Source organism: Vibrio sp. B1FLJ16, from assembly GCF_905175385.1.
In the GTDB taxonomy this organism is placed as follows: domain Bacteria; phylum Pseudomonadota; class Gammaproteobacteria; order Enterobacterales; family Vibrionaceae; genus Vibrio.
Genome location: NZ_HG992750.1, coordinates 1,338,811 through 1,359,874, shown reverse-complemented (window position 1 = coordinate 1,359,874; position 21,064 = coordinate 1,338,811). Strand labels below are relative to the sequence as shown.

At 42.4% G+C, this 21,064-nt stretch carries 20 protein-coding genes and 1 pseudogene; 10 read left to right on the top strand and 11 right to left on the bottom strand.

The window, feature by feature from the left end:
• The first annotated feature begins 160 nt into the window (after positions 1-160).
• Positions 161-1,102 (top strand): reverse transcriptase family protein, encoded by a 942-nt coding sequence (locus KHN79_RS20040; protein ID WP_211907286.1) that lies wholly within the window; start codon positions 161-163, stop codon positions 1,100-1,102.
• A 2-nt stretch (positions 1,103-1,104) separates the two neighbouring features.
• Positions 1,105-2,475 carry an AAA family ATPase gene (locus tag KHN79_RS20035; RefSeq protein ID WP_182008950.1) on the top strand — a complete coding sequence of 457 codons (1,371 nt, stop codon included), beginning with the start codon at positions 1,105-1,107 and terminating at the stop codon, positions 2,473-2,475.
• Between the two features lie 599 nt (positions 2,476-3,074).
• On the opposite strand, the gene KHN79_RS20030 is transcribed toward KHN79_RS20035, so the two are convergent.
• Positions 3,075-3,536 carry a MarR family transcriptional regulator gene (locus tag KHN79_RS20030; protein WP_182008951.1) on the bottom strand — a complete coding sequence of 154 codons (462 nt, stop codon included), beginning with the start codon at positions 3,534-3,536 and terminating at the stop codon, positions 3,075-3,077.
• Between the two features lie 112 nt (positions 3,537-3,648).
• Between KHN79_RS20030 and KHN79_RS20025 the strand changes: the two genes are divergently transcribed.
• A complete protein-coding gene (locus KHN79_RS20025; RefSeq protein WP_182008952.1) occupies positions 3,649-4,071 on the top strand; it encodes an organic hydroperoxide resistance protein in 423 nt (140 codons plus the stop codon).
• A gap of 183 nt (positions 4,072-4,254) precedes the next feature.
• Here the strand turns inward: KHN79_RS20025 and KHN79_RS20020 are convergent, their stop codons facing one another.
• Both KHN79_RS20020 and KHN79_RS20015 read right to left on the bottom strand, forming a co-directional pair.
• The gene (locus tag KHN79_RS20020) at positions 4,255-5,847 is read right to left on the bottom strand and encodes a methyl-accepting chemotaxis protein (RefSeq protein ID WP_244812710.1); all 1,593 of its coding nucleotides are present in this window, start codon (positions 5,845-5,847) and stop codon (positions 4,255-4,257) included.
• 338 nt (positions 5,848-6,185) lie between these two features.
• The gene (locus KHN79_RS20015) at positions 6,186-7,103 is read right to left on the bottom strand and encodes a M14 family metallocarboxypeptidase (RefSeq protein WP_182008954.1); all 918 of its coding nucleotides are present in this window, start codon (positions 7,101-7,103) and stop codon (positions 6,186-6,188) included.
• Positions 7,104-7,287: 184 nt separating this feature from the next.
• Between KHN79_RS20015 and KHN79_RS20010 the strand changes: the two genes are divergently transcribed.
• Positions 7,288-8,193, top strand: a complete 906-nt coding sequence (locus KHN79_RS20010) for a DUF808 domain-containing protein (RefSeq protein ID WP_182008955.1) — start codon at positions 7,288-7,290, stop codon at positions 8,191-8,193.
• Positions 8,194-8,271: 78 nt separating this feature from the next.
• On the opposite strand, the gene pyrC is transcribed toward KHN79_RS20010, so the two are convergent.
• Positions 8,272-9,300 carry a dihydroorotase gene (pyrC, locus tag KHN79_RS20005; RefSeq protein WP_182008956.1) on the bottom strand — a complete coding sequence of 343 codons (1,029 nt, stop codon included), beginning with the start codon at positions 9,298-9,300 and terminating at the stop codon, positions 8,272-8,274.
• A gap of 260 nt (positions 9,301-9,560) precedes the next feature.
• On the opposite strand from pyrC, the gene KHN79_RS20000 reads away from it, so the two are divergent.
• A complete protein-coding gene (locus KHN79_RS20000; protein ID WP_182008957.1) occupies positions 9,561-11,378 on the top strand; it encodes a hybrid-cluster NAD(P)-dependent oxidoreductase in 1,818 nt (605 codons plus the stop codon).
• Between the two features lie 91 nt (positions 11,379-11,469).
• Here KHN79_RS20000 and nadE read toward each other — a convergent pair whose 3' ends face one another.
• Entirely contained in the window at positions 11,470-12,300 is an 831-nt protein-coding gene (nadE, locus tag KHN79_RS19995) for an ammonia-dependent NAD(+) synthetase (RefSeq protein WP_182008958.1), read from the bottom strand.
• A 204-nt stretch (positions 12,301-12,504) separates the two neighbouring features.
• On the opposite strand from nadE, the gene KHN79_RS19990 reads away from it, so the two are divergent.
• The gene (locus tag KHN79_RS19990; RefSeq protein ID WP_182008959.1) at positions 12,505-13,038 is read left to right on the top strand and encodes a nicotinate-nicotinamide nucleotide adenylyltransferase; all 534 of its coding nucleotides are present in this window, start codon (positions 12,505-12,507) and stop codon (positions 13,036-13,038) included.
• Between the two features lie 13 nt (positions 13,039-13,051).
• A complete protein-coding gene (locus KHN79_RS19985) occupies positions 13,052-13,534 on the top strand; it encodes a hypothetical protein (protein ID WP_182008960.1) in 483 nt (160 codons plus the stop codon).
• 97 nt (positions 13,535-13,631) lie between these two features.
• Here KHN79_RS19985 and KHN79_RS19980 read toward each other — a convergent pair whose 3' ends face one another.
• Positions 13,632-14,240, bottom strand: coding sequence for an AraC family transcriptional regulator (locus KHN79_RS19980; RefSeq protein WP_182008961.1), 609 nt, complete (start codon positions 14,238-14,240; stop codon positions 13,632-13,634).
• Between the two features lie 192 nt (positions 14,241-14,432).
• On the opposite strand from KHN79_RS19980, the gene KHN79_RS19975 reads away from it, so the two are divergent.
• On the top strand, positions 14,433-15,539 hold the full coding sequence (locus tag KHN79_RS19975; protein WP_182008962.1) for a 1-acyl-sn-glycerol-3-phosphate acyltransferase: 1,107 nt from the start codon (positions 14,433-14,435) through the stop codon (positions 15,537-15,539).
• Positions 15,540-15,885: 346 nt separating this feature from the next.
• Here KHN79_RS19975 and KHN79_RS19970 read toward each other — a convergent pair whose 3' ends face one another.
• The gene (locus KHN79_RS19970) at positions 15,886-16,485 is read right to left on the bottom strand and encodes a hypothetical protein (RefSeq protein ID WP_182008963.1); all 600 of its coding nucleotides are present in this window, start codon (positions 16,483-16,485) and stop codon (positions 15,886-15,888) included.
• A gap of 186 nt (positions 16,486-16,671) precedes the next feature.
• Here KHN79_RS19970 and KHN79_RS19965 point away from each other — a divergent pair, with 186 nt between their 5' ends.
• The gene (locus KHN79_RS19965; RefSeq protein WP_182008964.1) at positions 16,672-16,950 is read left to right on the top strand and encodes a DUF1496 domain-containing protein; all 279 of its coding nucleotides are present in this window, start codon (positions 16,672-16,674) and stop codon (positions 16,948-16,950) included.
• Between the two features lie 26 nt (positions 16,951-16,976).
• Here the strand turns inward: KHN79_RS19965 and KHN79_RS19960 are convergent, their stop codons facing one another.
• Complete coding sequence (locus KHN79_RS19960) at positions 16,977-17,276, bottom strand: DUF406 family protein (RefSeq protein ID WP_182008965.1); 300 nt, start codon at positions 17,274-17,276, stop codon at positions 16,977-16,979.
• Between the two features lie 511 nt (positions 17,277-17,787).
• Here KHN79_RS19960 and KHN79_RS19955 point away from each other — a divergent pair.
• Entirely contained in the window at positions 17,788-18,249 is a 462-nt protein-coding gene (locus KHN79_RS19955; protein ID WP_182008966.1) for a TetR/AcrR family transcriptional regulator, read from the top strand.
• A gap of 110 nt (positions 18,250-18,359) precedes the next feature.
• Here the strand turns inward: KHN79_RS19955 and KHN79_RS19950 are convergent.
• The 3 genes and pseudogenes from KHN79_RS19950 to KHN79_RS19940 all read right to left on the bottom strand — a co-directional run bounded on the left by KHN79_RS19950 (position 18,360) and on the right by KHN79_RS19940 (position 21,059).
• Positions 18,360-19,143, bottom strand: a pseudogene (locus tag KHN79_RS19950) (heme ABC transporter ATP-binding protein).
• Positions 19,143-20,180, bottom strand: coding sequence for an iron ABC transporter permease (locus KHN79_RS19945; protein ID WP_182008968.1), 1,038 nt, complete (start codon positions 20,178-20,180; stop codon positions 19,143-19,145). The pseudogene KHN79_RS19950 and the gene KHN79_RS19945 overlap by 1 nt, the downstream one beginning before the upstream one ends.
• A gap of 9 nt (positions 20,181-20,189) precedes the next feature.
• Positions 20,190-21,059: an ABC transporter substrate-binding protein gene (locus KHN79_RS19940; RefSeq protein WP_182008969.1), complete on the bottom strand. Its 870-nt coding sequence runs from the start codon at positions 21,057-21,059 to the stop codon at positions 20,190-20,192.
• Positions 21,060-21,064 lie beyond the last annotated feature (5 nt).

The window sequence follows — 21,064 nt, the reverse complement described above, 5'->3', positions numbered from 1 at the left end:
TGTGTTATACATTACCTCCCTATAATTACTAATCGCTAGCGAAATCGGATTTATCTCGGTAAACTATTGAAATAATTTTCATTACGTGAGCGCAAATCAATTGGAAGCTAATCAAAAACGACCATTGAATGACATTTTTATATCGACGTTTCACGATAAAATGTCGTTTAATGAGTTTCTGACACTTAATGTTAGCGATGAATTCAAGCGTATCCAACTGAATAAGCGGGAAGTGTATGCACCTTCATCAAAACTGAAAGCAATCCACCGTTTTATCAATAAAACTATTTTTGAGTATGCAGATTATAACCGTGACGTTGTTTATTCATACCGAAAAGGTGTTAGCACACGAGATGCTATTGAGAAGCACTCTGCTAGCAACTACTTCTTTCAAACTGATATTTCAAATTTCTACAATAATGTCAGATTGGAAAATATCTATAAATCTCTAAGATGTCAGCTAAATAATACCCCTGTTTTAGATATTGAAAATTATATCGATAATATCGTTAATCTTGTTGTTGTTGATGATCAATTACCGACAGGTTTTGGGACATCTCCTTTGCTCAGTAATATTTGCTTGTTTGATTTTGATAACGCTCTTTTGAAATACTGTAAAGATAACTTCTTGATTTATACGAGATACTCAGATGATATAATAATATCTGGTTCTGATGATGGATTTGAAGTCGAAATCGAAAATGTAGTATCTAATTACCTAAATCATTTTGTTAATGAAAAAATAAAAATAAATCGTGCAAAAACAAAGTTTCATAAGAAAGGACATAGCTTTAAACTACTTGGTTTTTCAATTCTGCCAAATGGGATTGTTACGATACCAAGTTCGGATAAAAAGGAAGTTGAATCTCTAATTTATTTCTATTTAACCGATAATGAAAAGTTTGAAGACCTATTCAAGAATATATCATCAAATAATAAGATAGAGAATTCTGAAGGAAAGCCTATACGAGAATTAGCTATATCATCATTATCTGGGAAGTTGATTTCTTTTAATGCTATGGATAAAGATTATATTTCGAAGCTAAGAAAAAAATATGGTAACACCATAATTGATATGTTTATTAGAAAAGCGGTTAAGTAAAATTGAAAATCAAAATCACAGTTAAAAATGTTCAACATATAAAAAAGCAAGAAGTGACGTTTGATTTATCTAAGAATGGAATTACTTGTATTGCTGGTAAAAACGGGGTGGGAAAAACAACCTTAATCCGAGCAATCAGAAATTTACCTATAAATAGTACATTTCAAGAGACTGCTGCTCCTTATATTTTTAGTCAAAGTAGCTCAATATCTTATGTTATAGAGGGTATGGAAGAGATAGTTTTTAATTACAATCGCTTTATAAAAGCAATTGATACTAGGCAATCTATACCAGAGGATATAAAAGGAATAATCAATGTTGAGTTGCCTATACCTCATGGAGAGAGATTTAAGCATTTTAAAAGTTTATCTGATAAGGATGAAGAGATTAGGGCTCATATTGCAAATACTAACTACAGCACTCCCTATGAACTCATTAGGTTGCTTAATGATATTTATGGAGAAGATCGGTTTCGATCTTTAAAAGAAATAAACCTAAATAAGTCTACATACTATGTCATACTAAGAGATGACGACGAGCGGTTTTACATTAGAGAAGACTATTTTAGTTCTGGTGAATACTTTGTTGTCAATCTCTATAAACAGATCAAGCAAGGGAAAAAGCTCATTGTTATCGATGAAATAGATATTTCATTAGATGCAATGGCACAAGTTAATCTCGTTAATTCCTTGAGAAAACTATGTAGAGAACACAATACAAATATCATTTTTACTACGCATTCATTGGCATTAATGAAAACGTTAAAAAAAGATGAAATATTCTATATGGAGATTTCAACAGATGGTCATGAAATAATCATTCACCCCAAATCATATAATTACATAAAAAGTGTAATGTATGGATTTGCTGGATTCGATAAATACATATTAACCGAAGATGAGTGCCTCAAGAATTATATGCAATATTTGATAAGGAATTCAGGGATTAACACTTATTTTAAGTATGAGATTATATACATAGGCGGAGCCACTCAAGTAGTAGACTTAATAAAAAGAAATTCTGAATCTAAATTTTTCTCAACTGAAGAAAACATAATAGCAGTATTAGATGGTGATCAAAAGGGTAAAGGCTATCTAAAAGAGATGGAAAATATAGTTTTTTTGCCCTTTACCAATATTGAAATGGAAGTTTATAATCAATATATGGAAGGAAAAATTGTCATTGATGGCTTAAGGGAGATAAAAAATAAAAAAGAAACCGACAGAGCAAAAAATTTATATAGTCAGCTAACTAAATTTAAGCATAGTTCATCCCCTTTGATGTCAGAGCCAGATATTTACGCTCTCCTTCAAAAAACAAATCCAGAAGGGGTTTCTAAATTCCAAGAACAACTTATTAATTTTCTGACCTGATAGAATCCAACTTTAGATTTACGAATTGAACCAGTCAGACATTTACTAACTGGTTCTAATACATCTACTATCTCATCTCAAGTGATAACTCAGCTATATTCGCACTAACTTCTTTCAATCGACTCGAAGTCAGATGAATTTCTGGTACTTGTCTACGGTGACTCGTACCTTCAAGGTTTGAATTGGGGATCAATCGATTATGAGTGGAAAACTTCATTCAACTTTTTAACACCAACTTCTAAATCACTTTCCAGTGCTTATTGAGCTCTTTTTGCCATACCTGAGATAATTCATAATTTTCTAAATTAGAAAAATCACTGACACATTTTTGTCCAGAAACGAGTTCCATCAGTAAAGACATCAGTAAAGACATCAGTAATGACAAACATCGCTTTTCTTGTATGATCATTCTGTTTGAGGGGCGCTTCTAACTGGGAACGAGTGCGTTAGGTTGAGAAGCGTGACACCATATTCGGGTAAACACCGGAACCGTCCATCAACAGAAAACCCAAGATGCACGTTTGGGGTGTCTGGATAAAGTGTCTATGAGTTGGTGCTCGAACTAAAAAGTTTCTTACCGTCAGTTTAGGTGAACCACGTTAGTCATCGAGTGTGTGAATTACCTTTTCACATAACTGTTTTAATAGGATCAGTTCATTGAGCTCAAGGGGAATCTTGCATTTCATTTGAGTAGGTACTGAGAGCGCTTTTTGTTTCAAGAGCACGCCTTCGTTGCTCAGCTTTAATACTCTTACTCGCTCATCGCTTTCACTTCGGGCACGAACGATATAGCCTTTCAATTCCAACCTTTTTAATAAAGGGGTCAGCGTACCAGAGTCGAGGTGCAGCCTCGCGCCGATGTCTTTCACGCTGATACCATCACTTTCCCAAAGCACCATCATGACTAAGTACTGTGAGTAAGTAAGATCGAGCTTATCAAGCAAGGGACGATAAGTACGGATGATCGCGTTTGAAGCGCTGTAAAGTGGAAAACAGACCTGATTATCGAGCAATAGACTCTCATCAGCCGATAGTGGTGTGTCCTCTTTACAATTACTCATCGTATTACCCTCAAAAAATAAATTGTGCACAATATACTTGTATTCTACCTTTATTTCGATTTAACATTGTAAACAATTAAATTGCACACAACTTAAAATGGTGGAGTAACCAATGACTACGTTATACAAAACTCAAGCTACCGCATCAGCTGGCCGCAATGGTCAAGTAAAAACCAATGACGGCCTGTTAGATCTTGATCTTTCTTACCCGAAAGAGATGGGAGGCTCAGGTACTGCAACAAACCCTGAGCAACTGTTTGCTGCTGGATACTCTGCTTGTTTTTCAAATGCAATATTCCATGTCGCGCGCGAAGCTAAGGTCGCCATTAAACAAGCGCCTGTTACGGCGGAAGTGGGTATTGTTCCAAATGAACAAGGTGGTTTTGCTTTAACGGTAAGTATTTCTGTTTCACTAGAGTTGCCACAAGAGCAAGCGCTTGAGTTAGTTCGGGTGGCACATCAGGTATGCCCTTACTCAAACGCAGTTCGTGGCAACATCGACGTACAACTGGCTGTCAATGGTGAAGCAATCTAATACAACTCGGAATACGTATTTCTTGCACTTAAAAAAATACCGACTTCTTACAAGGTCGGTATTTTTGTTTTCCCAGCGAAGCTGGCAAACTTGTCAGGTTGGAACGATGAACCAGGATTGGTTAACCTAGAAGAAGTAAAGCAGGGTATCTGTTCAGCAATTATGGTAACTTCTCAGGATTAACTAAACCTTAAACAACCCAACAACACCTTTCAGCTCATCAGACCTACCGCTTAAGTCTTTCGTTTTAGCGTACACATCATTAACCACTGATTCAGCTTCTGCGGTTGAGTTTGATACCGACAATATTTGCTCAGAAATATCTTGCCCTACGATACTTTGCTCTTCAGTTGCTGCTGCAATTAACGTACTTGCATCTAGAATTTGTGCAACATTAGTTTGTATTTCGGAAAGGGCATGAATTATCGCCTGCGTTTCATCAACAGCACTAGAACTTAACTGTTGGCTAGAACTCATAGCAGCAAGTGCGTCACTAGACGATGACTTTAATTCTTCAATCATCGTGTTAATCTCGGCAGTGCTGCTTTGGGTGCGACTTGCTAGCTTACGGACTTCATCTGCAACAACCGCAAAACCACGGCCTTGCTCTCCAGCCCTTGCCGCTTCGATGGCTGCATTCAACGCTAATAGATTCGTTTGTTCTGCTATTTCCTGAATCACATTTAGAGCAGAAGAGATACGCTCTACATTACCTCCTAGCTTCTGAATGACGTCATTGGCATATAAAACTTCACCCACTAATGACTCCACTGACTTTACAGCTGAATTCACTGTGTCTGTAGCACCTACAGCACTGTTATTTGCCAACTGAGCTGCCTCTGAAGCTTGAGAAGCATTCTTTGATATTTCCGTAGCAGTTGTGGTCATCTCAACGATAGCCGTTGCGACTTGCTCTGCTCCAGAACGTTGTTCAGAAGCAATGGAGGTTAATTGATGGGATAGGGTTGCAATGTCGTTAGACACTTTATCTACACTGTCACTTGAATTCTTAACTCGTCCAACAATATCTTGCAGGAAAACAATAAACGCATTAAAGCTCTTACTGACAGCCGTTAATTCAGGTGCGTTAAAACTTTGCATTCGCTGCGATAAATCCCCCTCACCATCAGCAAAGGTTTTCATTGAACCATTCAACATACCCAAAGGATTTAAAACCGTTCGGGCTGACAACGTAACTAGAATTAAAGAGAAAACAATCAAGGCTAAGGAAACTATGGAAGAATCCATCAACGCTTCTTGGGATAGTTGATGTCCCGCTTCTTCCATATTACTGATGATTAGGTCTATATCATCGATATAAAAACCCGTACCCAACATCAAATTTGCTTCAGGAATAAACGTAGAATAACTGAGCTTAGGTAAAGCTTCCGTTTCTCCGGGTTTTGGAAAGTAATAAGTCGTGTATTCGCCTTTTTTACCATTACGAATAAGGTCTTGGATAAGGAAATTCCCTTTCTTGTCTTGAAGGTTCCAAAAGTTTTCCCCGACACCATCAGTACGCTGACCGTTAGCAATCCTTACACCTTGCCCGTCATAAATAAAAATGTAACCAGATTGCCCAAACTCAAGGCTTTTTAATATTGGTAGAGCTTCCTTAATAGAGCCGCTTTGCCTTATTGCTGCATCAACAATAGAGCGAGCAAGATCAACATTATTCTTAAGCTCTGCCTTTTTTTGCTCGATAAGCGCTTCTTTCGCAATTTCACCTTCACTTTGGGTGATTTTATTGCCCCCCCAATATCCCATACTGAGCATGCCACTCGCCATCAGAAGCAGAGGGATAACTGATAAACAGTACAATCTCATTTTTATCGACATAACATCGTTCCCTGACCAATATTTACGCAGATTAAAATAACAGAATGTAAGAATATAAAAACAAACTAAGTAATGGGACTGTGATAATTGTTACATTATTGTAAGTATGCTAATGATAATTAACATTATTTTTATGATGTAAAAGTAATAGAAGTGAGAAGTGGTGGGTTCTGGTAAATAGCTATATCGGTTATGAACGGGGAGAGCCGATATGAAAATAGGCCGGTTTATCCGGCCTATTTTCATCGCGATGTGAGTGGCTAGAGGTTATTTGGTTATAACTGTGATAGCACGTAATCGAGGCCGCCGACAATTGCTGCTACCTGAGCGTCATTACACTCTTCATCAGTCACTTTCGGGCTGTCTGGGTAGACTTCTGTTGTCGTGCCGTACGTGCAGTTAGTTACCCCGCCACATAGGCCCAGTTTTACCATCGGATAATTGATAACGCCAAATTGCACAACGGGTGAACCAATGATTTCGCCGTTATCATCCGCAGGAGCGATATGCGTCACTTTCGCTACAGACTCAATTACTGCTTTTTGAAACTCAGGTTGGGGATTCTCAGAATCACCTACTGTGTAGAAACCATCTGGGATCAGGCCTTCGCTGTATTCAATACCATCGCGGGCAGCCAGAGCAGGGCGGAACTCTGTTTCGTCTGAATCTGTCGTTTCATGAAGGTCAATGTGCATTAACACATCACCGAGTGTCGCAACTAGGCTAATGAGGTTTGCTGACTCTTCAGCAGGGCTGTCTGCATAGAAAGAGCGGTTTGGGTCAATCGCGTTTGGATTCCAGCGGTTAATGACTTCATAACCCCATGGGCTGACACAAGGAGCAACGACGATATTAAAGTGCTCAGCGTAGCGCTCTGCCTCGGTATCAACGAATTTTAATGCACCATGTACACCACTGGTTTCGTAGCCATGCACACCGCCGGTGATAAGAACAACAGGTTTTGCTGAATCCCATTTGCGTGTTTTAATGCAAAACAGTGGAAAACGATTTTCGTCGTAGGAGAGAGCGCCGTGTTGCTCAACATCAAAACGGTTACGCAGTGCGTCTATTTTACTGACAACCTCTTCTTGATAGCTGCGCTTTATTTCTTGCTTCGCTAACCAGGCTTTGCGTTCTGCTTCGCCCCAAGGCTGGCCTGGGGTTCCGATTGGGTAAGTGTATCCGCTTTTCATCTATACTTTTTCTATTACTTCCTTAAATGTAAGACAAGACTAGCTTTGTCTTGTACCAACAGCAATACTAAATCCCGTCCGACACCATAATCTATGCCAGATCATGACGTTGCGGTGTGGTTTTATGGTCTACAGTTTAATTTTAATAAGAGTTAAGCAACTCGTTTGCATGAAGAGATAAATAATGGCTGGAGCAAGTTTACTCACATTGCTGGATGACATCGCTACGGTATTAGATGACATCGCTGTAATGTCCAAAGTGGCGGCGAAAAAGACCGCAGGTGTGTTGGGCGATGATTTGGCGCTGAATGCACAGCAAGTGCAAGGCATTGCCTCGGAACGTGAGATACCTGTTGTGTGGGCCGTCACTAAGGGGTCGTTTAAGAATAAACTGATTTTGGTGCCTGCTGCACTTCTGATCAGTGCTTTTGCTCCCTGGTTGATCATGCCGATGCTTCTTATTGGTGGACTTTTCCTCTGCTTTGAAGGTGCAGAGAAAGTGTTAGAAAAGCTCTTTCCACACGCTCACGCACACGAAGATAAAGAAGAGGTGCTGAATGCCGGAGAGTCAGTTGAAGAGTTCGAAAAGCGGAAAATTAACGGCGCAATTCGCACTGATTTTATTCTCTCTGCCGAAATTATTGTGATTGCTTTAGGCACGGTATCCGGCGCTAATATTGTCACTCAAATTGCTGTTGTCAGCCTGATTGCGTTTGTAATTACTCTTGGTGTTTATGGCCTAGTGGCGGGCATCGTTAAATTGGATGATTTGGGGCTGTATCTTGAGGCTCGTTCTCAAGGTAAAGGTTTCATGGCGAAAGTAGGGAGTGCGCTGGTTACCTTTGCGCCAAAACTAATGAGGCTATTAACGATTGTGGGCACCTTGGCGATGTTTTTGGTTGGGGGTGGGATCATTGTTCACAATATTCCGGCCATACACCATATCGTAGAGCCTATTATCATGGACTTTAGTGGTTACTCTATCGTATCGGCGGTGTTGCCAGTGGTTCTTAACGGTCTTATTGGTTTTGTTGCGGGTTTAATCGTAGTCGGCGTGTGGACTGTGATTGAAAAAATTCGCGGAAAGTAATTTCATCATAGTAAAAACAAAAGGGTCATAGCTCGGTGAGCATGACCCTTTTCTATCGGTACTGTTTAAGTGAGAAGGTTACTTTACTTTCCACTCTATTTGTTCGTTTGCACGGATTGGCACAACGATGTCGTTACCAAACGGCATTGTTTCAGGCACATCCCAAGATGCCTTTTCCAGTGTTACCGTGTCGGTATTGCGTGCAATACCGTAGAAGTCCGGGCCATTAAAACTTGCAAAGGCTTCAAGATTTTCCAGTTTACCTTCTTTATCGAATACTTCTGCATACAGCTCAAGTGCTGCGTGGGCAGTATATGAACCCGCACAACCGCAAGCAGATTCTTTTGCCCCTTTAGCGTGTGGCGCGGAGTCTGTACCCAGGAAGAACTTTTTACTACCGCTAGTTGCTGCTTCAATCAGCGCGAGCTGGTGGGTGTTGCGCTTAAGAATTGGCAAACAGTAGAAGTGTGGCTTAATGCCACCTACCAGCATGTGGTTACGGTTGAAAAGAAGGTGGTGAGCAGTAATGGTTGCTGCAACGTTATCAGAGGCGTTTTTAACAAAGTTGGCAGCGTCAGCAGTAGTGATGTGTTCCAGAACGATTTTCAGGTTCGGGAAATCATTAACAATTGGCGCAAGAACGGTATCCAGGAATTCTTTCTCACGGTCAAATATGTCGACATCGTGATGCGTTACTTCACCATGAACCAAAAGCAACATGCCGACTTCTTCCATTGCTTCTAACACGTGGTAGATGTTCTTAGCATTGGTCACGCCGGAGTCAGAGTTAGTTGTTGCACCTGCTGGGTAAAGCTTCGCAGCTACAATTTTACCTGTTGCTTTCGCGGCACGGATTTCATCTGGTGTGGTGTTGTCAGTAAGGTATAGCGCCATTAGTGGCTCAAATTGTTCGCCGTGTTGTTCTTTAAGGATTCTATCACGGTAGGCGAGAGCCATTTCAGTATTGGTAACAGGTGGGACGGTATTTGGCATGATCAGCGCTCGGCCATTGTAGCGGCTGATATCGCGGACGGTATCTTTTAGAACTTCGCCATCGCGTAAGTGAACGTGCCAGTCGTCAGGACGAGTGATTCTCAGTGTTGTCATTAATTGCTCCCACCATTAAAAAGTTGTCTGATTGGAGCCTAAATGCAGAATTTACAAAGTTCGCAAACGCTTGCGCTTAGGCGACAGGATGATAGAGGAATTGACTCCACATTTCATCCCATTTTTCATTTTTCTCTTCAGGAGCCGGAAAATAGGGTGACTTTATCGCTAGTAGAAGATTTAGCTAGAGGGCCCTTACATTAGTTAAGACTTCTCCTTACAATGATGTTATAAATAAAATGCTCCGTAGGAAGAAGGTCATGTCGCAACCCAACTTATCACAAATAAACGTGTTTCCGGTTAAATCTATTGGCGGAGTATCACTCTCGTCTGCCTGGGTAGAAAAACAGGGCCTGAGCTTTGACCGTCGTTTTATGATTGCTAAAGCGGATGGTTCTATGGTTACGGCGCGTAAATATCCGCAGATGGTCACTGTTAAATCAGCCTTGCTTTCGGATGGCGTCGTATTCAGCGCCTTAGGTATGGAACCGCTTAAGATTCGTTACCAAGATTTCAAAATGCAGGAAACACCTGCAACCGTATGGAATGACACATTTTCTGCCTATACTACGACCGATGAAGCCGATGACTGGTTTACCAGTGTATTAGGGCTACGAGTCGAACTGCTGTTTTGTGGTGAGCAGTCAAACCGCGTGCGAGATAAGTTCGGTCACAATGTCAGTTTTGCTGATGGTTATCCGGTGTTGGTGATTAGTCAGGCTTCGCTTGATGAACTGAACAAGAGAAGTTCTGAGCAGCACTCGATGGATCAGTTTCGTACCAACTTGGTAGTCGCGGGCACGAAACCATTTGAAGAAGACTCATGGAAACGTATTCGCATTGGTGAAGTGGAGTTTGAGTCGCTAAAGCCCTGTGAGCGTTGCATTCTTACCACGGTAAATACGCAAAGAGGTACCTTCCGTGAGAGTAAAGAACCGTTAAAAACACTGCAAAAGTTCCGATCCAATGAGCGAGGTGGCGTTTTCTTCGGACAAAATCTTGTTGCGCTTAATGAAGGGATTATTCGTCAAGGTGACAAAGTCGAAGTACTTGAATACAAAGAGCCAGAGTTCTACCCGGACAATTCTCCAGAGTGTTTAGCGCTAACTTGCGTCGAACGCGAAGAAATTGCGCAAGACTTTGTGACATTTTGGCTGGAGCCAAGTAAAGGTCAGCTACCTGAGTATTTACCGGGACAACACCTGCCGATTGATATTGAAGTGGATGGCAAAAAGATTGGCAGACGTTATACGCTCTCTTCAAGTCCTTCTAGACTTGGGCGTTACGCGATATCCGTAAAACGAATGTCTGGTGGTCGAGTGTCTAATACGCTGCTGGATAATCTTCAAGTCGGAGACGTATTAGAAGCGGAAAAACCAGACGGAGAGTTCCATCTTAAGCCTCATCAAACTCAGCGTCTTTTATTGTTATCCGCAGGTAGTGGTGTCACACCAATGCTATCGATGGTGCGTTACTTAGCCGATCACAATCAATTAGATGATGTTGTGTTTTACCATCAATGTCGCATCGAAAAAGACATTCCTTGCAGAGCAGAACTGGAGCAACTAAAGCGAGAGAATCCGGGACTGGAAGTTAAGTTCTGCCTGACTCAACCTGCGATAGACTGGTTTGGATTGAAAGGGCGTTTAAGTCTTTCACACATCAAGACCATTAAAGACGCTGAACATCGTCAGGTGTTTGTTTGTGGTCCGGATGGTTTTATGCAAAAAGCGAAGAACTTGTTGCTGAAGAAGGGGCTACCTGAAGAGAGCTACCACCAAGAAGCATTTGGTGTCTCTCCTGTAACTGAAAAACCAGAGAAAAGTGTCGAAATCGAGTTCAACGGTTCAAAAATTACGGGGAATAATCAGAAAACACTTCTGGAACAACTGGAAGATGCAGGGAAGCCAATCAGCAACAGCTGTCGTGCAGGATTATGTGGTGCCTGTAAGGTTCAATTAAAATCAGGGCAAGTTGATCATCCTGACGTACCGGCATTAAGTGCAGAGGAGCGTGCAATGGGGGCGGTTTTAGCGTGCTGTGCAGTCCCGGAAACCGACGTCGAAATTACAGACTAGCCAAATCGTAAACTTGTTTGTAAACCCCAGCCAACGGTGATGTTCATCAAGTTCCTAGGCCCTATAATCCTAGGGCCTAGGAACTTATTATTTAATCATAAATTGTCGGGATTGGCTGGCGTTTGTGCTGTGTTGCTTTATAAATCGCAACTAAGCGATCACTCGCTTGCTGTGAAACAGGTTTGCCTTCCAGGAAATCATCAATTTGATCGTAAGTCAGATTCAATGCATCTTCGTCTGCTTTCTGCGGCGCAAGTTCTTCCAAATCGGCAGTTGGTGTTTTCTTAACGAGTAGCTCCGGCGCTCCCAGAGTTGCTGCGACTTCACGTACCTGACGTTTGCTCAGACCGAACAACGGTGCCATGTCACATGCACCATCACCAAACTTAGTGTAGAAACCGGTAATGTTCTCAGCTGAGTGATCCGTTCCTAGTACTAAACCACCAACGTAACCTGCGATTTCGTATTGAGCGACCATGCGAGCACGTGCTTTTACGTTACCTTTGACGAAGTCTACTTTTGCAGCGTCACTCGGAAGAAGGCCAGTGCCCTCAAGTGCAAAGTTAGAAGCCGCATGCAATCCGTCTACACCTTGTTTGATGTTTACAGAAACAGAATGTGTTGGTTTGATAAAAGATAACGCAAGCTGTGCTTCATCTTCATCTTTTTGCTCACCGTACGGAAGACGTACTGCGATGAACTGGTAGTCATTTGTAGCGCTTTCTTCATTAAGCTGGTCGACCGCTAGTTGAGCAAGGCGGCCGCACGTAGTTGAGTCAACACCGCCACTGATGCCCAGCACAAGTGACTTACAACCTGCTTCTTTCAGTTTTTGCTTGATAAAAGCCACACGGCGTTCAATTTCGAAATGCGGATCGATAGAAGGGAGAACGCGCATTTCATCACGGATGGATTGTTCCATTTAGGGTTCCTTTTCCTACATATATATCAGACACCAAGAGCGTTAAATTGTTAAGCGCACCCCAGTCACCGTAGACAAAAGGTAGTAATCTACTCAACTGCGGCTCACAAGCAACGCTTTAGTGTCAAAAAGCTTTAAAGATTAGTAGTATCATACCGAAATCATCAGATTAGAAAACTCTCTTAGCCGAGGTAATCAGCGGATATGAAAAAAATCGCCATTTTTGGTAGTGCATTTAATCCACCGAGTTTAGGTCACAAAAGTGTTATTGAGTCTCTGAGCCACTTTGATCTTGTGCTTCTTGAACCCAGCATTGCACATGCATGGGGCAAGGAAATGTTGGATTACCCGACCCGGTGCAAGTTGGTGGATGCGTTCATCAAAGATATGGGGCTTTCTAATGTTCAGCGTTCGAATTTAGAGCAATCTTTATACCAACCTGGGCAGAGTGTGACGACTTATGCGTTACTAAAAAAAGCTCAAGAAGTTCATACGGCGGCCGATATAACTTTTGTCATTGGTCCTGATAATTTCTTCAAGTTTGCTAAGTTTTATAAAGCGCAGGAAATTACAGAACGTTGGACAGTTATGGCTTGTCCGGAAAAAATAAAAATTAGAAGTACAGATATTCGTAATGCGTTGATGGTTGGAAAAGACATCAGCTCTTTTACAACAACGACAGTTAGTGAGTTATTGCGTAACGAAGGCTTATATCGAGAAACTTTATCTGGTAATTAAGAGGTTAAATTCCATGGTCAGAGTAGCCGTATTTAGTGCATGCGCATTGCTTGTGGTATCGCAAGCTAGTACGGCGTGTAACTATGTTTCTGATCGATCTGTCGTTTTTGCTGACAATACTATGCCTGTATGTGAAGAGATTTTTGACAGTGTCGGAGTGCTTACTACCGGCACACTGAATTGGGCTACTTCTAAAACCAAACTGGATAGGTCTACAAATAAATATTGGGAAGAGTGGGCGTTTAAGCAGAATGAAATGCCGCTTCTCACCAGAAACCTGCAAAAAAATCATTTCGGGTTAGGCATTTGGATGCCAGAAGAACTCGAGGAAGAAGAAAGTAAGATGAACACTGAAGAGTGGCTTCTGAGTCATGGTTTGATGTTCAGCGTTGGATTCGGTAACAAAGGTGATGGCGAACCAAGAATGCGTCTGGACTACCGTTGGCATGAATACTACGACGCCGACTGGATGATGCAGATAGAATTGCCGTTTTAGAAACCAAAAAAGCGTACCTCTAGACCCTAGATATGTACGCTTTTTTGTTTTAGTAGACAGATAAGATACCTGTCAGCCACTGTTGATAGAGGATTGGTTACAAAGTCTCGCCAAAAACTAAGAAACAAAGTTGTTCGTACTCTTCATTATTACCTGCGAAGAGTTCGTCAACTATTACGGCTTCTTTTTTCCCGGACAGCTTCATCTTACGAGCTTCTCGTAGGGTTAATACTAAGCATAGCTCCCGAGAAATACGCGCTTCACATCCAGGCTTCCATTGGTTGATACTTTTGCTTAATGCTGAACTAGCAAGTGCGGGAGAAAGTGTCACTACTTCGTGCTTTACAACAACCAGCAGGTCTAGCTGAATATCCGAACGCGATTCGGCCGTCGGCAGCTTCTCTACCAAAGCTCTCAGAAGCATTGATGGTTTTATAAAACCAGCTTGCTGGGGAAAATTATCACTCAAACGCACTGAAAAATCACATCGATGTACACGCGAATTGGGTAAAAAGGTGAGGGAGCTCAAACATCCCTGAGGAATCCAGAAATATTGTCCAGGTTCAATGGCATACTCATGCTTACCCAATTTTATGATCACTAACCCTTCAACCACAGAAATTAGGCTGTGTTTTAGCGCTTTTTTTCGCGCAGTAACATCAAGAAAAGGGTAATTAGCGTCGTGAAATTCAATTGCGTAGTTCATTATGATTACCAAAGTTTTTAAGGCGCTAAGCGTAACGCTAAACCTATAGGATTCCAACCGGTTGAATGAATTTTTTAGCTTATTCAAGTGTAGCTTTGCTGGTATGACCATGTTAAAAATATGGGCTGAAATGCTGCGACACAGCAAAACTATGCGTAAAATATGCCAGCTTTTTTAGATGTGTAATTAACAATGACTGCCAATACCGACCCTTATATTGAAATTCGTCCATATAATGACGAAGAAATTCCAGCTGCGCTGGATCGTCTGATTAAAGATGACGAATTTATCACTGCGATTCTTGATCACCGTTTTGCTAACAAAGCCGGATGGTTTAAGACGCTGATGAGCCCAATCGTTCGAATGTACCTTAAAGCGAAGTGGAGCAAACTGACCTCAGTAGAAGCAATTCAGGTTGAAGTTAAAAAATACCTTGAAGATATGCTAAGCAAGACAACAGACGGTGTTACGTTTTCTGGTCTGGATAAGCTGGATAAAAATACCTCTTACTTATTTGTCTCTAACCACCGTGATATAGCGATGGACCCGGCATTGGTTAACTATGGTTTACACCAAAGTCACCATCGTACGGTGCGTATTGCCATTGGCGATAATCTTCTTAAGAAGCCGTGTACGACAGAACTAATGCGACTGAACAAGAGCTTTATCGTGAAGCGTTCAGCAAAAGCTCCGCGTGAGATGATGAAAACGCTGGGGCAGCTGTCTAGCTACATTAAACACTCTCTCGATACAGGCAACTCTATCTGGATCGCGCAAAAAGAGGGCCGGGCAAAAGATGGCAATGACTTTACGGATCCTGCGATTCTGAAGATGTTTCATGTTGAAGGGCGTAAGCAAAAGATCAGCTTTGGCGAGTACACTCACTCATTAAAAATCGTTCCTGTTTCAATATCTTATGAAAACGATCCTTGCGATATTGCGAAAGCGAAAGAGCTGTTTGCGAAAGCAGAAAGCGGCCGTTACGAGAAAGGCGAATTTGAAGATATTGAAAGTATCATTCAAGGTATCATCGGTTACAAAGGCCGAATCCATGTTGCTTTCGGTGATGTGATTGAGCAAGAATTCGAAACGCCAGAATCTTTGGCCGGAGAGATCGACCGCCAAATTCATAACAATTATCGCCTGTATCCTATGAACTTACTCGCAGCAGGTCGTGATGAAGCTGATATTGAGGAAAAGGTGAAACGCCAACTGGCTGAGAAGCTTGAGCAACTGCCTGAAGGTGCTCGCCCTTACCTTGTCGCGAGTTACGCGAACCCAGTAAATAATATAGAGTAATGTCTTTACTGGCTTAGTTGCTATTTTTAACAGGTATACCCAAGTAACTTCGAGATGCTCGGTTCAGCGAGAGTGACTTGGGTTGCAGACGAGGCAACGATTTGATGATCTAGTGGTTCTAAATCAAAAATCGGTAACAAAGTATGCAAGCCAAGACAACTCGCCCTTTGGGAGCATGTCACTGACACAATTTCCTCGTCAAACAACTTGGAAATAGCTCGCTATTCCGCCGCGTTGCTTTCCTTGAACTTGAATCAGTGACAATGCTCTGAATCCTGCATCTTGAAGTCACTTGGGTATATAGTGATTCAAAAACCTCGGGCTCTGTCCTGAGGTTTTTTTGTTTCTAAGGTGCGACAGCGCCACCCAAAGTTAGATTACCCGGCCATTTAGTTATCCGGTTCCCACCTAGAAAGATATTTCCTTTCACTGTCATGGTATCGGGAAATTCTGTAAGCGCAGAGCCACCTATATAAAGATTTCCATCCACTATTAATCCCTCAGGAAGCGCCGTCAATGGTGTTCGTATGACGCTTAAGTCACCACGGACACGCAACCTCGCTGGTAACGCTTTCAGCGGGTTATCAGTAAGGTTTAAATAACCACCCAGCGTAACTCCTCTCGGCCAGTTTTCGATCTGGCTGCCTAATAAATTCGCGTATCCTTTTATCTTGATTCCGGGCCTGATGGTTTTAAGTGCGCTGTTTGTGGCATCTAAGCTGCCGCCAACATCCAGCCCTTTGGGCAATGTGGTAATTGGTGTCTGGGAAATGTTCAGATTCCCTTTAACTGCTAAGCCCGATGGTAAACGGGTATAAGGCTTGTTACGAAGATCCAGGTTGCCGTAGTTGTCGATATGGCCAAGTTTAGAGTAGTAATTCAGCTCGTAAGCGAGCGAGGGAGTACTGAACGCTACTAGTGAAATAAGTAGTAAAATGAAACGCATAGCCGATTACTTTGTTAGAGATAGCGTTCCAAAGCATATCCTAAAGTTTGAGTATCGGCTATACCTTAGCAATTTCCTTATTAACTCACATGCTAAGGGGTCAGGTTGGGTCGCCATAATTTGAGATTCTGCCAAGATCTTACTCAGAGCTCTTGTTAATATCGTACTAAATTGAAGGAGATATATATGAAGACTAAACGCGTTGCGATGATTGCGTGCGCTGCTATGACTTTGCTGTCAGGCTCTCTTTTCGCAAAAACGTATGGTACTACGGACAGTAAAGCTTTGGTCGTGGCTGATGGAAAGTTAGGGCAAAGGATTTGTTACTACGATGACAAGGCTTATACCGTAGGGGCGGTGATCAAAGTCGATGACGTGGTCATAGTTTGTGCGAATGAAAACGACTTTGAGACGAACGGCTCACTTAAATGGGTAACGGTAAAGAAAAACAAAAAAGCGAGCTGATTGCTCGCTTTTAAATCTAATTCAAATTAACGCGCCAGAGTGCGCGTTTTTAATTCAAAAATCAGCTTTTCTGCACTCACTTCAAACTTAAAGCGAGCAGACGCTTCTTTAGACTCTTCAGAGATATCAGAGACATTATATTCAACATTAGCGCTGACTGATTTTGCCAACTCAACGTATGCCGCTATTTCAGACTCTAGAGCAGCTTTAGAATCTGCGAAAACCGTTACGTCCGCCACTTCATCGCCTTCTTTGATGATAAAGCCCATCTCACCTGCACAGCCACACGCTTCACAGACTTGGTTACCTTCTAAATCGATACTCATAACGAATCCTCTTAAAAAACTAAGGGTATTTTAGCAGGTATTTGATCTCTATCTAGCAAAATGAATGATTCTGCATAAAAACCTGAGGAATGTGGACGCTATCTTATTGATTAATCGAGACAGGCATGAGTGTTTAATGTGATATGTATCAATATTTAAGAGGAATATCCCTTATTAACAACGGGTTTCGTATTTGCTTAGTTGAACTGTCAAGAAATTTATAAGAGTATTAATTGAACTAATGTATTAATTTGATCATCGTTCCAAACTTTTTTTATCGCTTCGATTGATGGGTTATTACAACTTTCTGATGATAGTTAGTTTTTGTCTGGCTTAGCATGGAATGCTGCGGCAAAAAAAAATACCAAAAAATCGGTTATTACTAAATGCGATACTGCACTGACTGAAGCGCAGGGTTTGGGTTCGGAGAACAGAATATAACTAAGGATAACGTCTTTTCGGCCACGTTGGGTTGTGATTCAGACGGATTTAAAAGGGAAGAAATTAAAAAATGCCAAAGCGAAGTAAAGAAGATACTGAAATAACTATTCAGAAGATTATGGACGCAGTGGTCGATCAACTACTTCGACTTGGTTACGATAAAATGTCGTACACGACGTTGAGTCAGCAGACTGGTGTATCACGTACCGGTATTAGTCATCACTTCCCTAAAAAAACGGATTTTACTGCTGCACTTGATGCGCGTATGTTTAAACTCTTTGTCGAACACCTTGAATTTGACAAAGGTTTGGATGCGTTTTCCAGCAGCTGGATGAAGGCTTTAGAAGATACTGAATTCCAGGCTATTTTGAAGCTTTTGTTCCATCATATCGTCACTTCTGAAAATGCTCAGGAATTTGCTTCGAATGGTATTGAACGTCTTTATAAGATGGTCGACAGCCAGTTTGGCGAAGGTGGTGACAAAGAGCTCGAGTGGTTAATTGGTCGCTCGCTAATTCATATGAGTAAGTAACCGAAAGAATATACAGAAAGCCCCGCTAACAATAAGCGGGGCTTTCTTTCTTAGGGCTTTCTTTTATTGGGGGAGCGACAGGCAATCAGGTGAGATGTACCTAGTCTCTTTTATGCTGCAGAGTGAACTTGGGGAAAGTCCAGACTCGGGTGTTTGGTTACGATTGACTGGTAACCATAGACTCGCTCAATACGTTCTGGCGTGAGGGCTTCCCAGGGGCTGGCATCACAGACCAGTTTTCCGTTATGAAGCAAAACCAATCTGTCGGCATACTGAGCGGCTAAGTTCAGGTCGTGCAGTACGACCACAACCGCAGCTCCTTCAGCTTTAGCTGCCTCGCGGGCGATCTTTAATGTATTGTGCTGATGGGCAAGATCTAATGCAGATGTAGGCTCATCCAGCATTAATATTTTTTTTTTCTCCGGACTGATGCAGCTGCGTCAATACCCGTGCCAGATGTAAACGTTGTTTTTCACCACCAGAAAGAGCAGGGTATAGCCTGTCCGCGAGGTGCAAAACATCGGTTTTTTCCATGTAGTGTAACGCAAGCGCACTGGTCTCTTTATTAGACACAGCAAGCGGAATTGCGCCTAGTTCAACGACTTCGCGAGCCAGGAAAGGAAAAGTTAGTGTACTGTGTTGAGGTAACATTGCTAAGTGCTTCGCGATATCTTCTGGCTGCCAGCAATCTTTAGCCTGACCGAAATATTCGATATCGTTATGCGAAGGTATTTCACCGCAAAGCAGTTTCAGCAAGGTACTTTTACCGGCACCATTTGGACCTAGCAGTGCGGTTACTTCACCAGCACGAATATCGATACTGATGTCATCTAATACAACCCGGCTTCCGTACTTCATCGAAATATTCCTGCCTGACAAAACGTTTGGGTTCATTACAGTATCTTTCCTTTTTGTTGGAACAGTAAGTAGATGAAGAATGGCGCACCGATAAGTGCTGTTACGATCCCAACCGGTAACTCTGCCGGAGCAACCGCTACGCGAGCAAACATATCTGCGGCAGTAAGCAGTAAAGCGCCTAACAGAGCGGAAATAGGCAGTAGCGTTCGATGATCAGGGCCGGCAAGCATACGACCCAAATGTGGAATGACTAGACCGATAAAACCAATCGCACCACAAATACTGACAGTAACACCAACGCCGACAGCGGAAAGGATAATAAGCTGACGCTTTAGTCTTTGTACCGGAATCCCCAGATGTCGAGCTTCTGATTCGCCTAACAGAAAAGCATTCAATGCCATGGCTTTTTTCTGGAACCAGAATAAAAGTGCAACTAAGGTAACCGCGGCAAGTCCAATGCCAGACCATTTCGCGCCAGCAAGTGAGCCCATAGACCAGAGTGATAGATCTCTGAGCATTTGGTCATCTGCGACAAAGTTCATGTAACCGATAGCCGCACCGGATAGAGCACTGATTGCTACGCCAGCCAGCAGCATAATGGTGACAGAGGTACCAAATTTATTAGTGCCTAATTTATAAACCAAAATAGTCGTGAGAGAGCCGCCCAAAAAAGCAAACAGCGGCAGCGCTGCAAGGTTCATTAGCTGCGGGTAGTTTTGGCTGAAATCCGCAAACATCACAATGGCAAAAGCACCGCCGAGAGCGGCACCAGCCGATACACCGATAATGCCCGGTTCAGCAAGAGGGTTACGGAATAACCCCTGCATTACAACCCCACAGATTGCCAGTATTGCGCCGATAAACATACAAAGAATGGTACGAGGAAGGCGAATCTCATTGATTACAAGTTGGATGTGTGGAGCCAGATCGGAGCCCGCTCCGACCAAGCTTCTCAGACTATCTGAGAAGCCTATATTCATCGGTCCAACGGTAATCGAAGAGACTGCAACAAGCCCTAAAAAGGCGGAAAGAGCCAGCAGAATTGATGATAAAGGGATACGTCTTAACAGCATGGTAAATCTCTATGGGTAAAGCAGGCCGTTCAGGCGCTTAGCTTCTGAAAGGCTTTTCAGGCCAAGACCACCAACAAGTGCATGTCCGTCTATAGTCACGAAGTTTTTATTGATCCCCGCAGGTGTTGCTGCGAGTAGTGGCATTGCTTTTAACAGTGCGTCTGCACCGCCTAACTTAGCAAAACTGCGACCACTTACTAAAATTACGTCTGGCTGCATTTCAACCATCGCTTCTGTTGAAAGTGGTTTGTATGAAGATAACTTGTCCGCTGCCGGATTTTCTGCCCCCGCCAGTTTGATGATTGCATCCGGTGTTGTATCTAAGCCGGCGACATTCGCTGGTCGGCCTTCATGGATAAGTAGGAACAGTACCTTTTTCTTATCTTTAGTTGCAGGCTGGTTACTTTCTAGTGATTCGATCTGTTCGGTTACAGTTTGCTTTAGGGATGCCGCTTGTGTTTTGCGGTCCATAATATTTGCAATCTGTTCGATGCGGTCTAGAAGGCCTGTAACCGTTGCTTCTGTGTTTACGACTTCAATTTTAACACCCGCCGATTTGAGTTGATCTAATGTAGTATTCGGGCCCATTTCATCCGAGCCAATCAGTTTAGTCGGGCTTAAAGCCAGTAAACCTTCAGCAGACAGACGACGGTGATATCCTACTTTTGGCAATTCTAAATCTTGTGGTAGCTCACTTGTTACGTCTACAGCGATAAGGTTGTCTTTAGCATCGAGAGCAAGTAGTAATTCCGTGACTGCACCGCCGGCACTGACAACGCGCTCTGAGGAAAGAGCCTCATTGGCGAAAAGGTTCGCGCTTGCCAGCAATGTGACTGCGGTAGTGAGAACTGCGCGAGCTGGTGAAAGTGATTTCTTCATTAAAA